Annotated in this window: 13 protein-coding genes; 6 read left to right on the top strand and 7 right to left on the bottom strand. The window is 66.5% G+C overall.

Annotated elements, in window-relative coordinates; genetic code table 11:
• The first annotated feature begins 28 nt into the window (after window positions 1-28).
• From ACE5C1_RS05395 to ACE5C1_RS05405, 3 genes are read left to right on the top strand one after another with little or no spacing between them, the layout of a single operon-like run.
• Window positions 29-2,551, top strand: coding sequence for a TonB-dependent receptor (locus tag ACE5C1_RS05395; RefSeq protein WP_374943034.1), 2,523 nt, complete (start codon window positions 29-31; stop codon window positions 2,549-2,551).
• A complete protein-coding gene (locus ACE5C1_RS05400; RefSeq protein ID WP_374943035.1) occupies window positions 2,551-3,258 on the top strand; it encodes a tetratricopeptide repeat protein in 708 nt (235 codons plus the stop codon). Before ACE5C1_RS05395 ends, ACE5C1_RS05400 begins: the two co-directional genes overlap by 1 nt.
• The gene (locus ACE5C1_RS05405; RefSeq protein ID WP_374943036.1) at window positions 3,252-3,935 is read left to right on the top strand and encodes a Fe2+-dependent dioxygenase; all 684 of its coding nucleotides are present in this window, start codon (window positions 3,252-3,254) and stop codon (window positions 3,933-3,935) included. Before ACE5C1_RS05400 ends, ACE5C1_RS05405 begins: the two co-directional genes overlap by 7 nt.
• Window positions 3,936-4,069: 134 nt before the next feature.
• Here ACE5C1_RS05405 and ACE5C1_RS05410 read toward each other — a convergent pair whose 3' ends face one another.
• Complete coding sequence (locus ACE5C1_RS05410; RefSeq protein ID WP_374943037.1) at window positions 4,070-5,461, bottom strand: MFS transporter; 1,392 nt, start codon at window positions 5,459-5,461, stop codon at window positions 4,070-4,072.
• 81 nt (window positions 5,462-5,542) lie between these two features.
• Here ACE5C1_RS05410 and ACE5C1_RS05415 point away from each other — a divergent pair, with 81 nt between their 5' ends.
• Both ACE5C1_RS05415 and ACE5C1_RS05420 read left to right on the top strand, forming a co-directional pair.
• Window positions 5,543-7,642 carry a prolyl oligopeptidase family protein gene (locus ACE5C1_RS05415; RefSeq protein WP_374943038.1) on the top strand — a complete coding sequence of 700 codons (2,100 nt, stop codon included), beginning with the start codon at window positions 5,543-5,545 and terminating at the stop codon, window positions 7,640-7,642.
• 196 nt (window positions 7,643-7,838) lie between these two features.
• Complete coding sequence (locus tag ACE5C1_RS05420; protein WP_374943039.1) at window positions 7,839-8,171, top strand: hypothetical protein; 333 nt, start codon at window positions 7,839-7,841, stop codon at window positions 8,169-8,171.
• Here ACE5C1_RS05420 and ACE5C1_RS05425 read toward each other — a convergent pair.
• From ACE5C1_RS05425 to ACE5C1_RS05445, 5 genes are all read right to left on the bottom strand, one after another.
• Entirely contained in the window at window positions 8,168-8,617 is a 450-nt protein-coding gene (locus tag ACE5C1_RS05425) for a DUF3617 domain-containing protein (RefSeq protein WP_374943040.1), read from the bottom strand. The genes ACE5C1_RS05420 and ACE5C1_RS05425 overlap by 4 nt on opposite strands.
• A gap of 13 nt (window positions 8,618-8,630) precedes the next feature.
• A complete protein-coding gene (locus tag ACE5C1_RS05430; RefSeq protein ID WP_374943041.1) occupies window positions 8,631-9,185 on the bottom strand; it encodes a glycine zipper 2TM domain-containing protein in 555 nt (184 codons plus the stop codon).
• Between the two features lie 135 nt (window positions 9,186-9,320).
• Complete coding sequence (locus ACE5C1_RS05435) at window positions 9,321-9,725, bottom strand: hypothetical protein (protein ID WP_374943042.1); 405 nt, start codon at window positions 9,723-9,725, stop codon at window positions 9,321-9,323.
• Window positions 9,726-9,789: 64 nt separating this feature from the next.
• Window positions 9,790-10,173 carry a type II toxin-antitoxin system VapC family toxin gene (locus ACE5C1_RS05440; protein ID WP_374943043.1) on the bottom strand — a complete coding sequence of 128 codons (384 nt, stop codon included), beginning with the start codon at window positions 10,171-10,173 and terminating at the stop codon, window positions 9,790-9,792.
• Entirely contained in the window at window positions 10,170-10,502 is a 333-nt protein-coding gene (locus tag ACE5C1_RS05445) for a type II toxin-antitoxin system Phd/YefM family antitoxin (protein ID WP_374943044.1), read from the bottom strand. The genes ACE5C1_RS05440 and ACE5C1_RS05445 overlap by 4 nt, the downstream gene beginning before the upstream one ends.
• A gap of 365 nt (window positions 10,503-10,867) precedes the next feature.
• Here ACE5C1_RS05445 and ACE5C1_RS05450 point away from each other — a divergent pair, with 365 nt between their 5' ends.
• Window positions 10,868-11,422 (top strand): hypothetical protein, encoded by a 555-nt coding sequence (locus tag ACE5C1_RS05450; RefSeq protein WP_374943045.1) that lies wholly within the window; start codon window positions 10,868-10,870, stop codon window positions 11,420-11,422.
• Window positions 11,423-11,871: 449 nt separating this feature from the next.
• On the opposite strand, the gene ACE5C1_RS05455 is transcribed toward ACE5C1_RS05450, so the two are convergent.
• Window positions 11,872-13,558 (bottom strand): ATP-dependent helicase (locus ACE5C1_RS05455; RefSeq protein ID WP_374943046.1); only part of this gene is annotated, 1,687 nt, incomplete at its 5' end.

Consider the following 13,558-nt stretch of genomic DNA (forward strand, 5'->3'; position numbering starts at 1 on the left):
AGCAACGCTCTTGAAAGCGGGGTTGTTCATGTCGTCTGCCGGTCCATCGTTCCTGGCCTTGTCGTGCGTCGGCTTCATCGCCACCGCACCTGCCTACGCCGCCGATCCCGAGCCGCAACGCTACGGGCAGCCCGAGGGAACCGATGTGGTCGTCGAGGCCCAACGCGAACGCACCCCCGCCAGCGCAAAGCAGGTCGCCCCGCTTCTGGACACTCCGCGTTCGATCGTCGTCGTGCCCAAAGAGGTGATCGAGCAGACCGGCTCCGCGAGCCTTGCCGAGGCGCTGCGCACCGTGCCCGGCATCACCTTCGGCGCGGCGGAGGGCGGCAACCCGATCGGCGACCGCCCCTTTATCCGCGGCTTCGACAGCCAGGGCAGCACCTATGTCGATGGCGTCCGCGATTTCGCCGCGCAGAGCCGCGAGGTGTTCGCGGTCGAATCGATCCAGGTCGTGCGCGGCTCGGATTCGACATTGGGCGGCCGTGGCGGGGCAGGGGGCACGATCAACATCCTCTCCAAGCTGCCAACGGCCCGCGACGTCGTTCGCGCGACCGGCAGCTACGGCAGCGACGACTACAAGCGCGCGACCCTCGACGTGAACCGACGGCTGGGCGACACCGCCGCGTTCCGCATCCAGGCGCTGTACCATGACCAGGACGTCGCCGGGCGCGACGCGATTTACCAGCGCCGCTGGGGCGTCGCGCCGTCGCTCACCGTCGGGCTCGGCACCCCCACGCGGCTGACCGCGCAATATTACTACCTGGAAAGCCATGAGCTGCCCGACAGCGGCATCCCGTACCTCTACACGATCGGCAATGCGCCGCTGGGCACGACGATCGACCCACCCGCGATCGGCCGCCTAACGACGATTTCCGGGGCGACCGGATACGTCGACCGCTCGACCTTCTACGGCCTGAAGGACCGCGACTTCCGGATCACGAAGACGCACCAGGCGACCTTGCGCGCCGGGCACGATTTCGGCCGCGTCACGCTGCGCAACACATCGCGCTTCACCCACAATGTCCAGAATTACATCTACACACAGCCCGACGATCAGCAGGGCAACGTCTTCGGCACCGCCGCGACCAACCCCGTTACCGGCGCGGCGGCAGCACGCGGCGACGTGCTGACCGGCGGGCTCGTCTGGCGGCGCGCGAACACCCGCTACGGCTATGCCGACGCGCTGACCAATCAGACCGACCTGTTCGGCACGTTCGACACCGGCGGCATCAGGCACAGCTTCGCGGGGGGCATCGAGCTCGACTGGGAGAAGGCGCGGCGCGGCACCTACGTCACTCGCGGCTTCCTGAACCCGGCGGGCAGCGAATTGCTATCGAGCGGCAGCACCGTGCCCCCGCGCTGCAACACCGCGACGATCGCGCGCTATTATTGCACCAGCCTGTTCACCCCCAACGCCAACGATCCGTATGTCAATTATGCATCGGACACATCGACCGTCCCGGCGGACGTGGTCCGCAACCTCCCCGTTGCCGAGACGCAGAACGACGCGCGGACTCAGGCCGTCTATGCCTTCGATTCAATCACGCTGGCCGAGCCGCTGATCCTCAACGTCGGCGCGCGCCTCGACCGCTTCCACTCGCGGGTCCGCCCGGGCCAGCCGGTTGCCGCCACCACCCAGGTCGCGTTTGATCGCACCGATACGCTCTTCAACTGGCAGGCAGGCGTGGTGCTCAAGCCGACCCGCAACACCAGCGTCTATGCCAGCTACGCCACCTCGGCGACGCCGCCCAACAGCCTGCTCGGCGAAGGGCAGGAGACCAACGCGCTGCCGGTCACCGGCGCGGCGGCGGCGGTCAACCCGGTCGACGCGCTCAAACCCGAGAAGACTAGGACCTACGAAGTCGGCGCCAAGGCCGATCTGTTCGGCGGGCGGCTCAACCTCACCGCCGCGGTATTCCAGACCGACATCCGCAATTCGCGGGTGACGGGCGAGAACAACACGGTCGAGTTCGGCGGCGAACGCCGCATCCGCGGGGTCGAGATCGGCGTGAACGGCCAGATACTGCCCGGCTGGACCGCGTTCGGCGGTTATACCCATCTCGACCCCAGAACCGTCGACGGCGGCTTCACCGCGCTGGCGGTCCCCGCGGTGATGAACGGCACGGTCGTGATGCGCCCGGCGACGACGGTGCAGGTCGTGTCGGTCAACACCGGCCGCCAGGCGACCCAGACCGCGCGCGACAGCCTGACCGCCTGGACGAACGTCAGCCTGTTCGGCAAGCTGCAGGTCGGCGGCGGGGCCTTCTATACCAGCCGCGTCTACGGGGGGTACACCGACAATCGCAGCGCGACCCAGGACGCGGCCGGGATCGTCACCGTCGCCCCGGCGACGAAGACGATTCTGCGCTCGATCCCCGGATATTGGCGCTTCGACGCACGCGCAGCGATCGAGTTGACCCACCGGATCGAACTCAGCGTCAACGTCCAGAACCTAACCGACAAGACCTATTTCAGCCAGGCCTACACCGCGCATTACGCGACGATCGCGCCCGGCCGCTCGGCGTTCGCGACATTGGCGGTGCGCTATTGATGCTCGACACACTGTCCCGCGAAGAGGTCGATGCGCAGCTGGCGGGCTCGCCCGAAGCGCGCGCCGCGCTGATCCGCGAGGGCGCGGAAGGCGGCGTCGCCGAGGCGCAGGCGGTGTACGGCCAGATGCTGCTCGACCGCGGCGAGGCTTCGACAGCGCTGATATGGTTTGTGAAAGCCGCAGCGCAACATAATGTGATAGCTCTGAATATGGTGGGGCGCTGCTACGACCTCGGCTGGGGCACTGCGCCTGACAAGCGCCGGGCCGCCGAGTGCTACCGCGTCGCCGCGACACGGGGGCTCGACTGGGCGATGTACAATTACGCGACGCTGCTGGCGCTCGGCGATGGCGTGGCGCAGGATCGCGCCGCCGCGCTCGCTTGGCTGGAGAAGGCCGCGGACATGGACAATGCCAAGGCGATGAACTTCGTCGGCAGCTTCGCAGAGGACGGCTGGGCCTGCGAGCGCGACCTGGCACGCGCGGCGGCTTTCTATGCACGGGCAGCGGCGGGCGGCGACTTCCGCGGCTGCTTCAATCATGCGCGCATGCTGACGAACGAAGGCCGTATCGACGAAGCGCTGACATGGCTGCGCCGCGCCGGAGCGACCGCGACACCCGCATTCGTCGACAAGGCTGCGGCATGGTGCGAGAGCAGTCCGCTCGGCGTGACGGGCGCAGCGGCTGTGCGCGAGGGCGCTCGATGCTGATCGCCATCCCCGACGTGCTCGACGCAGACGCGGTCTCGCGCGTCCGCACGCTGATCGATGCCGCCGAGTGGATCGACGGTAATGCAACCTCGGGCACCCAGTCGGCGCTGGCCAAGCGCAATGCGCAATTGCCTGAGGACAGCGCCGCCGCGATCGAAGCCGGTCGGATCGTCCTCGACGCACTCGGCCGCTCGGCGCTGTTCGTCGCCGCCGCGCTGCCGCTCAAGGTCTTTCCGCCGCTGTTCAACCGCTATGCGGGCGGTCAGGCATTCGGCACCCACGTCGACACCGCGGTCCGCGTCCGCCGCGGCAGCGACTTCCGCATCCGCGCCGACCTGTCCGCGACGCTCTTTCTGGAAGACCCGGAAAACTATGGCGGCGGTGAACTGATCGTCGAAGGCACCTTCGGCGAGCAGTCGGTCAAGCTCCCCGCCGGCCACATGATCCTCTACCCCGCCTCCAGCCTCCACCGTGTTGCGCCGGTCACCCGAGGAACGCGCACCGCGTCGTTCTTCTGGGCGCAATCCATGGTCCGAGACCACGGCGCCCGGCACATCCTCTTCGATCTCGACCAGGGCGTGCAGACGGTGGCGGCCGCGCAGGGGCAGGGCGATCCGGCGACAGTGCGGCTGACCGGCGTGTACCACAATTTGCTGCGGCGATGGGCCGACGTGTAAGCGCGTGCAATGTTGGAACGGCTCGTTCAAACCCCGATCCGATCTTTCTCAGCACTGGCGAACACCCGATGTCTCACGCAGTTGCGGGGCGCCAGAGAATGCGCGTTGGCCTCACCTTAGCCTCACCTTGCGTGCTACCGCACCGGCGCGGGCTGCACGTCGTCCGCCTCTTCGGCCTGCGGATTGCGGATCGAAGGTCGCAATCGCGCTAGACTGCACAGTCCCGCAACCAGCGCCAGCCCTGCGGCGACCAACGGCGGCACCCGTCCGCTCCCGGCGCCGAGTGCCAGCAAGGCAGCGACCAGCGTTGCGCCCGTCGTCTGCCCGACCAACCGCACCGTCGACACCAACCCTCCGGCCGCTGCGGCCCTCTCGCGCGGCGCCGAGCCGATGATCAGCCGCGCATTCGGGGGGAGGAACAGCCCGAAACCCGCGCCGCACAGCGCCATTCGCCACGCCACGTCGAAATAGCTCGGCTCTACCGGCATGAACGCGATCAGCATCAGCGCGGTGATCGACACGCCCATGCCGATGCCGCCCAGAACGCCCGCCGGATAGCGATCCGACAGCCAGCCCGACAGCGGCGCCACGACCATGTTGGTCAGCGGCCACGGCGCGATCGCGGCGCCGACCTCCGCCGCGGTGAAGCCGAAGCTCTGCTGAAGCCGGAACGGCGTGGACAGCAGCAGGGTCATCGACGCGATGAAAGCGGTATACGCCCCAACCGCCGACAGCGCCAGGACGGGGCGATTCAACAGATCGATCGGCAGGATCGGCTTGGCCTCGCCACGCTCGCGCCGCACGAAATACCAGCCGACGAGCGCGCCGACCCCAACGATCGCGGCGGAGACGACCGGGCTATCACCATGAACCGCGCTCTCCGCGCCGCCGATGACCAGCCCGAACATCGCCGCACATAGCACCGCGCCGAACACGTCGAACGGCTCGGACGCGGGCTTTATATAGGGCAGCGCCCGCCCGAGTAGCAGGCTGACGATGCCGAACGGCACCGCGCTTGCGAACACCCACGGCCACGGCGCGACCCCCAGGATCAGCCCGCCCAGCGTCGGTGCCAGCGCGGCCGAGCTCGACACGACGACCGAGTTGATCCCCAGGCCACGACCCAGTTGTTTCGCCGGATAGACGCTGCGGATCAGCGCCGACGACACACTGAGCGCCGCCGCGGCGCCGATCGCCTGGAACGCACGCACGACCAGCAGGAACGGCAGGCTCTTGGCGAAGAAGCACAGGACAGTCGCGGCGACGAAGATCAGCTGCCCGCCCTGATACATCCGCTTCAGCCCGATCCGGTCGCCGAGCCCCGCGAACGGCAGCAGCAGCATCGCCAGCATCAGCTGATACACAGTGACGACGGCGACGACCGAGCTCGAATCGACACGCAGGTCGCGCGCGATGGTCGGCAGCGCCACGGTCGCGATGCCGCCGTCGATGATGGTCAGCGCGGTGCCCGCCGAGATCGCAGCGATCGCGATGTAGCGGCGGGGAAGGGGCAAGCCGTCGGTCATGGGATCCTGTCGCATCGGCCCCGCGCATTGCGCTTCGCCATGTGGCTCGGCAAACAGTGCACAGACAAAAGGGGTTCCGCAATGTTCCGAACTGCACTGCTCGCCGCCACCATCCTTGCCGCGGGCCCCGCACTCGCCCAAACGAAGGCCATGCCGAAGCCAATGACCGACACCGACCCCTACATCTGGCTCGAGGACAAGGACGGCGCCAGGCCGCTCGCCTGGGTCGAGGCGGAGAACGCCAAGACGCTGCCGCGGCTGCAGAACGACCCGCGCTACGCCGGCTTCTACGCCGATGCGCTGGCGATCGCCTCGGCGCAGGACCGCGTGCCGATGCCCGACCAGCGCTATGGCCGCCTCTACAATTTCTGGCGCGATGCCGCGCATCCGCAGGGCATCTGGCGCTGGACGACCGAAGCCGACTACGCGAACCCCGCGCCGCAATGGATCACCGCGATCGACCTTGATGCACTGAGCAAGGCCGAGGGCAAGAAATGGGTATGGAAAGGCGCGACCTGCCTCCAGCCCGAGGAACGGCTGTGTCTCGTCGCGCTGTCCGAAGGCGGCGAGGATGCGGTCAGCTACCGCGAGTTCGATCTGGAGACCGGGCAGTTCGTCGCCGGCGGCTTCGACCTGCCCAAGTCCAAGCAGGGCGCTGCGTGGATCGACCGAGACACCCTGCTTGTCTCGCGCGATTGGGGCGCGGGCACGATGACCACGTCGAGCTACCCCTTCGTCGTCAAGCAGGTGAAGCGCGGAGCACCGCTGAGCGCCGCCACCGAGGTGTTCCGCGGTGAGGCGGGCGATCAGCTGGGGACGTATGCCGAGGTGCTGACCGATGCCAAGGGCAACCGCGCGGTCGTAATCGAGCGCCGGCGAACCTTTTTCGGCGGCGACAAACTGCTGTGGACGCCGCAGGGGATCAAGCCGCTGACGATGCCCGATCGCGCGTCGGTCGCCGGGCTGGTGGAGGGCCGGGTGCTGTTCACCACCGACGACGCCTGGGGCGAGATCCCCGGCGGGGCGGTCGCGTGGATGCCGATCGCCGACTTCCGCACCGGCACCGGCAAGCCGCGTCTGCTGTTCGCGCCCAACGCGCGTCAGTCGGTAGAGGGAGTCTCGGTCACGGGAACGCGGGTGATCGTGGATTACAGCGACCATGTCCGGGGGCGGGCCGCGGTGTTCGCGCCGACTGCCGACGGCTGGACCCAGCACCCGGTGGCGCTTCCCGAGAACGTCTCGGTCGGGGTTGCGAGCACCACCGACCACAGCGACCGTGCCTACGTGACCGTCACCGGCTTTCTGACCCCCACCTCGCTGCTGGCGCTCGACGCCGCGAGCACCGCCGCCCCGCGGCAGGTCAAGGCATTGCCGCCCAAGTTCGACGCCTCGAACGATGTCGTGGAGCAGTTCGAGGCGGCGTCGAGCGACGGGACGAAGATCCCGTACTTCGTGGTCCACCGCAAGGACATCGCGCTCGACGGCACGACCCCGACGATCATGACCGCGTACGGCGGCTTCCGGTTGTCGTCCAACCCGACTTATTCGGGCAGCACGGGCAAGCTGTGGCTCGAGAAGGGCGGCAGCTTCGTCCTCGCCAACATACGGGGCGGCGGCGAGTTCGGGCCGGCGTGGCACGATGCGGGGCGCAAGACCAAGCGCCAGATCATCTACGACGATTTCGCCGCGGTCGGGCGCGACTTGATCGCGCGGCGACTGACGAGCGCGGGCAAGCTCGGCATCTACGGCGGATTGCTGATGGGCGTGGAGTTCAACCAGCATCCCGAGCTTTGGAAGGCGGTGACGATCCAGGTGCCGCTGCTCGACATGATCCGTTACGAGAGCATCGCCGCGGGCGCGTCGTGGGTCGACGAATATGGATCGGCGTCGATCCCCGAGGAACGCGCGTTCCTTCAGACGATCTCGCCGTACCAGAACCTCAAGCGCGGGGTCGCCTATCCTGAGCCCTACATCTGGACGACGACCAAGGACGACCGCGTCGGGCCGCAGCATGCGCGCAAGTTCGCGGCACGCATGCAGGAATACGGGCTGCCGTACCTGTTCTACGAGGATACCGCGGGGGGCCATTCGGGCGATGCCGACATCGCGCAAGGCGCACGGCTGCAGGCGTTGCAGATGACCTATTTCGCGCAAAAGCTGATCGGGCCCGCTGCGCCCTAACGACGGGAACCGCGGCGGCGACCGGCCGTTTCGCTGCCGCAATCAGGAGGACATGGAATGGGTAAGGGTTGTCTGCTTTGGGCGCTGGGCGTCCCGCTCCCGGTCGTGCTGATCTTGTACTTCCTGTTCTTCCGCTAGGGAACGTTTGCGTACCAAGGAGGTTGTTGCGGCGCAGCAATGAAGGATAAGGGGCGGCATGCCGACCAACGATGCGCCTGCCCCGCCGCCAGCCTCGACCCCGATCATCTTCGAATCGATCGTCAAGCAGCATTGCGTCGCTGCCACCTATAACCGTGGCGAGGTGACGCTGGCGCCGCATGCGATCTACACCCGGCACGGCGAACTCCACATCGACGCGATCACGGTGGAACGCGACGGCAAGCCGCCCAAAGAGATCAAGCTGGGCACCTTCAAGCTCGTCGGACTAGGCGCGGTGCGGCTGACGCCGCGACGCTTCGAGCGGAGCGCACTGTTCGTCAAGAACGACGCCAAATACGAGGGCAGCCTGTTGATGGCGGTCGAGGGTTAGCCCGGACACTCGCCAATCCGCCCTCCCGTCGCGGTTCCCGCAAAACCCATCTGCCCGTTCTCGCCGATGTCGGTTGTTGCGAACCGGATGGTGTAGCGGTTCGCGCTCCACCGGCCGTTGAAGCGCACCGATCCCGCAGGGTAGCCAGGACTCGCGGACGGGCAGGTTCCCACGATATCGACTGCCCCGTGCTGAACCGACCGGCGCGAGAAGGTGCAGCCCGCAGGTGTATCGCGGACGAACCACGTGGCCGGGTCCGCCGCCTGCGCGGGGCTCAGGCACACCGCCTCGGGCGCCGCCGGCGTGTACGGCAGGTCGTCGAGCTTGCGGCCGTCCAGCGTGGCGGTCTGCGGCGTGCTTGCGACACGCCACAGGCCGGGGTGCAAGGTCGGCGCCGCCGCGGCGACCGGCGCGAGCGCGACGATCGCGGCGGCGGCTCGCTTCACCGACCCCATTGCCTTAGCGACAACGCACCTGCGACTGGTTCTGGTCGATCGACTTGCCCGCGATCGCGCCGACCGCGCCACCGAGCAGGGTGCCGACAATGCGCGAATGGCCGCCGTCGATGACGTTGCCCAGGATACCGCCCGCCGCACCGCCGAGCACCAGCCCGGTCGTCCCGTCGCTGCGGCGGCAATAGTAGCGGCCGTCCTGTCCGGCATAGACGCGGTCCTCGGGGCGGAGCACGCGTTCCTGATAGTTGGGGCCGCTGCGGTAATAGCGCGCCGCATCGTAGCCGTTCTCGTCGCGATCGTCGTAATCCTGCTGGCTGTAGCGATCGGGGGCCTGGCGATACTGGCCGTTGTCATAGGCCGGATCGGCATAACCGCCGCCGCGCTGCGCGTTGCTGCGGTGACGATCAAACTCCTGACGATACAGCGCGAGCTCGCGGTCGAAGCGCGCCTGCGCCTGCGACCAACGCGCGTCGGCGGCGGGGGACTGCGCAGCAGCGGGGGCGGTGGCGGTCGCCAACGTCGCGGCGGCGAGCACGAACCCCAGAGTGCGGGTGAACATGATGGACTCTCCTGCCCGGTGGATCGGGTCTGTTGCAGGTACGGTCCGCAGGCGAAACGGTTCCTGAACAGGACTTTTGAGCGGCCGAAGGTAACGAAGGTAACGTGGATCGGCATCCGCGCGTCGGCGAACCGTTCAGTCGCGGCGCGGCGGGGCGGGCCGCCCTTGACTGCCTGCGCGCATGGCGGCGATCAGCAAGGCGTCGTTATAGGTGCGGTACTCGCCGACCTGGCATCCGCGATAGAAGACCGGGCGGGCAACGCCTTCGAGCGCCCGGTCGATCGCGGTGTCGCGCGCGCGGCAGAGGCCGACATCGACCGCCGCGTTCCAGGCCGCGGCGAACGACTCCGCGCCGGGCCGCTTGGGCAGCGTATAGGCGGACTTGGGGCTCATCCCGACCGCCTTCGCCGCGGCGGCGACGACACCGCAACGTGCAAGCTGCACGAGGAACGCGCGCTGCCGATCGGGCGTCCAGCCGTCGCGCCGGGTGGACGCGGTAGGGACGGGGGTGAAGGCGAGGGACGCGTTCGAGTCGGTCATCGCCGAGCGTAGAGGCAATGTTTTCCAACATTGCCAGCCATTGCGTGGATCGCAGTGCGTCGGCTCAGATCGCGGCGCGGATGTCGGTAAGTGTGAAATCGTCGCCGACGTAGAGAAGTGGGCAGCCGTACTCCTCGGCGAGAGCGTAGGCGAAGCTGTCGCAGATGTTGAGCTTGGCGAGGTGGAAGCCCTTGCCCCAGCGCTGGTAGGCGTCTGCAGCCGCGAGGGCGCGTTCCTCTGTCAACGGGATGATGGTCGGACCGAGCGTCGCTAGCAGGTCCTGCATCGGGTCAAGCAGCCTCTTGCGTGCTGCAACGATCAGCATTTCGCTGAGCGATCCCGCGGAGATCAGAAGCGTGGCGTTCTGACCGAGTACCTTTTCAACGCTAGCTTCGCCCTCCTCATTCAGCAGAATGGCGAAGAGCGCCGAGCCGTCGACGACGATCACACCGATGGGTTGTCGCCTTCGTAGAGGAAGTTGCCGATGTTCGCGACCGTGACGCCCTCCATGCCGGGTCGGCCTTTCGCTATGCCGCGTAGGCGATCCATCGCCGCAATCTTCTCTTCCGGCGTAGGCTTACGCTTTTCGACTGCGGGTTCATCGTCGGTCGGAACAAGCCGGACGGCGGGCTTGCCGTCGCGGGTCAGCACGACCTCATCGCCAGCCTCGGCACGGCGGACGAGATCGTTAAGCTGCTCCTTGGCGGCGGAGACGGAGACGTGCATGATGTAGGCTCCTTTGGGGCGGAAGATAATCCATCGGATTGCGGTCGGCAACGGCAGTCGAGTAGGGGAAGGCGATGGCGATTAAGCTGCATCCGAGCGCCGCCACTTTGCCGCTGCGATTTTACTCCTCAGCTTGACAATAGTACACGTTCCTGCTATGTTCCTTGCGAATTCAGAGGGAGCTGCTTGTGACTGCCAATGCGCAACACCGCTTTTCGTTTGCTGCCTATCTGAAAACTGGACGGTTCGTCGAGATTGGAGGATTGGAACTCAAGTTCAATCCCTACCACGACCCGGATAATGGTCGTTTTACATTCGCAGGTACGGGCACTCGATCTGACGCAGACAAACAAGAAGTATAGCGATCTCATACCAGGCCGAAGAAGAACTCCGTTGAGCATCGCGCTTATCGCAAGGTGGACTTAACACCGGAAGAATACAGTCGGCAAGCCAAGGATCTCTGGAAATCGATCAAGCCTGAACCTGACGCAGGCTTCAAGAACGACGCTGATGTCGACAATGCGGCCAAGCGCGTGGCGGAAACGCCCCCGCAATCAATGCGGGACGTTGAAGCGTCGACGGACGTGCGTAGTTCCGTAATGTCGGTGGCGAAAGTAACGGCCGGTGCCCAGCTTGCGGGTGGTCGCTACGGGGAGAAGACCATCATGCTTGAGCGCAAGGCGGATGGCACGATCGTGATCGCGTCGGTGCAGGCTGTGGGGCCGCAAGGTGGTCACGTGACGGGTGTCACCAAAGACACGGTCGCGGTAGCGCATGTCCATGGCAAGGGACTTGAGCATGCTCCGGGCAAGGGAGATCATAGTTCTGTGGTATCGGCTTCGGTGCCGAGCTTCGTCATTATTGCCGACACGGGGGTCGTGTGGGGGGTTGGACGGCGAGGCGGCACATACGTCCAGCGTCAAATCAAAGGGTCCGATGTAGGGCCTTGGCAAGCCTTCAGGCCACATTGATGCGATCGTTTCTGCTATCTTTGGCTATTGCGGGGGCTGGTGGCGGTGCAGACGTGCACCGGCCTGTAGTGATTGTGGCAACGGCGAACCGTATAGACTGGGTTGTCGATGAGCAGAGCCTACATCCTGGTTCAACAGACATTTACGTCGGCGGCTTGTACAATGTCGTTCCACGTCGCATCCAATTGCTATCCAGGGCGAATGGTGGCCCGTTTCAACACGATCGACCGATCAGGGTCGTTATGACGCACGCGGTCCCCCAAGGTACACGCCTGTTGCTTGTCGTCGATCGCGCGCACGAAAGTCCTGTCGCCGTTTGGTGGGATCGAGCGAGTAAGCGGACTTGCATCCCTAACGAGATCACCGATCGGTACAAGCTACGGTCGACGATCATCCGGTTTAGCAAGCGGCGAGATGGGTCTATTTGTCTCCACTTGTGAAAAGCGTGCTCACCCTGCCACCACGAAGCTATCCATCACCCGCTTCCGACCCGCGGCTTCGAAGTCGATTTCCAGCTTGTTGCCCTCGATCTCCGCGATTTCCCCGTAGCCGAACTTCTGGTGAAACACGCGCTGTCCCACCGACAGGTCGCCGCGACCCTTGTTGCCGATGCTGACCGCGCTCGCGCGGCTCTCGACGACGCGCGACGGGGTGGTGGTGAAGCCTGACGCGGCGCTGACCGCGCGTTGCCAGCCGGGGCCGCGGCCGGTGCCTCGGGCGACGTCGGCGAAAGGGTCGGCGTGTTCGGACCAGTTCGCTTGCCACAGGCTTGCGCCGCCGGACATCGTGGTCTCGGCTTCGATATGTTCGTCGGGGAGTTCGCCGACGAAGCGGCTGGGGATGCTCGACGTCCATTGGCCGTAGATGCGGCGGTTGCTCGCGTGGAGGATCACCGCGAGCCGCCGCGCCCGGGTGATCGCGACGTAGGCGAGGCGGCGTTCCTCCTCCAGGCTGCGGGTGCCGCCTTCGTCGAGCGCGCGTTGCGAGGGGAACAGGCCTTCTTCCCAGCCGACGAGGAAGACGGTGTCGAACTCCAGCCCCTTGGCGGCGTGGATGGTCATGATCGTCACCTGCGGGTCGTTGCGACCGCCCTCGGTGTCCATGACCAGGCTGACGTGTTCAAGGAACGCCTGCAGCGATTCATATTCCTCCATCGCGCGGACGAGTTCGGAGAGGTTTTCGAGGCGGCCGGCGGCTTCGGCGGATTTTTCGGCCTGCCACATCGCGGTGTAGCCGCTTTCGTCGAGCAATTGGCGGGCGAATTCGGCGTGGGGCAGGTCGCGCGCCATGTCGCGCCAGCGGGCGATGTCGCCGACGAGGTTGCCGAGGCTGCGGCGGGCCTGCGCGGTCAGTTCGTCGCTGTCGAGGATGCGCGCGGCGGCGGTGGTCAGGGGCACGCCCAAGGAGCGTGCGAGCTGGTGGACCTTGGCGACCGCCTTGTCGCCCAGCCCGCGCTTGGGGACGTTGACGATGCGTTCGAAGGCGAGGTCGTCGGCGGGCTGGTTGACGACGCGGAGATAGGCGAGCGCGTCGCGGATTTCGAGGCGTTCGTAAAAGCGCGCGCCGCCGACGATGCGGTACGGCATGCCGATGCTGATGAAGCGGTCCTCGAACTCGCGGGTCTGGTGCTGTGCGCGAACGAGGATGGCGACGTCGTCCAGACTGGTGCCGTTCTTTCGCGCGGCCTCGATCTCGTCGCCGACCCGGCGCGCTTCCTCGGGGCCGTCCCAGACGCCGACGACCTTCACCTTTTCGCCCGCGTCGAGTTCGGTCCACAATTGCTTGCCGAGCCGCCCGGTGTTGTTGGCGATCACGCCGCCCGCCGCGCCGAGGATGTGCGGGGTGGAGCGGTAGTTCTGCTCCAGGCGGATGACCTTGGCGCCGGGAAAATCCTTTTCGAACTTCAGGATGTTTTCCACCTGCGCGCCGCGCCAGGAATAGATCGACTGGTCGTCGTCGCCGACGCAGGCGATGTTCCGGCGCTCCTGCGCGAGCAGGCGCAGCCAGAGGTATTGGACGCTGTTGGTGTCCTGGTACTCGTCGACCATGATGTAGCGGAAGCGTTGCTGGTACAATTCGAGCACGTCGCGGTGGGTTTTCAGGATCACCAGCATGTGGAGCAGCAGGTCGCCGAAG

This window comes from Sphingomonas sp. (assembly GCF_964263785.1).
GTDB lineage: Bacteria > Pseudomonadota > Alphaproteobacteria > Sphingomonadales > Sphingomonadaceae > Sphingomonas.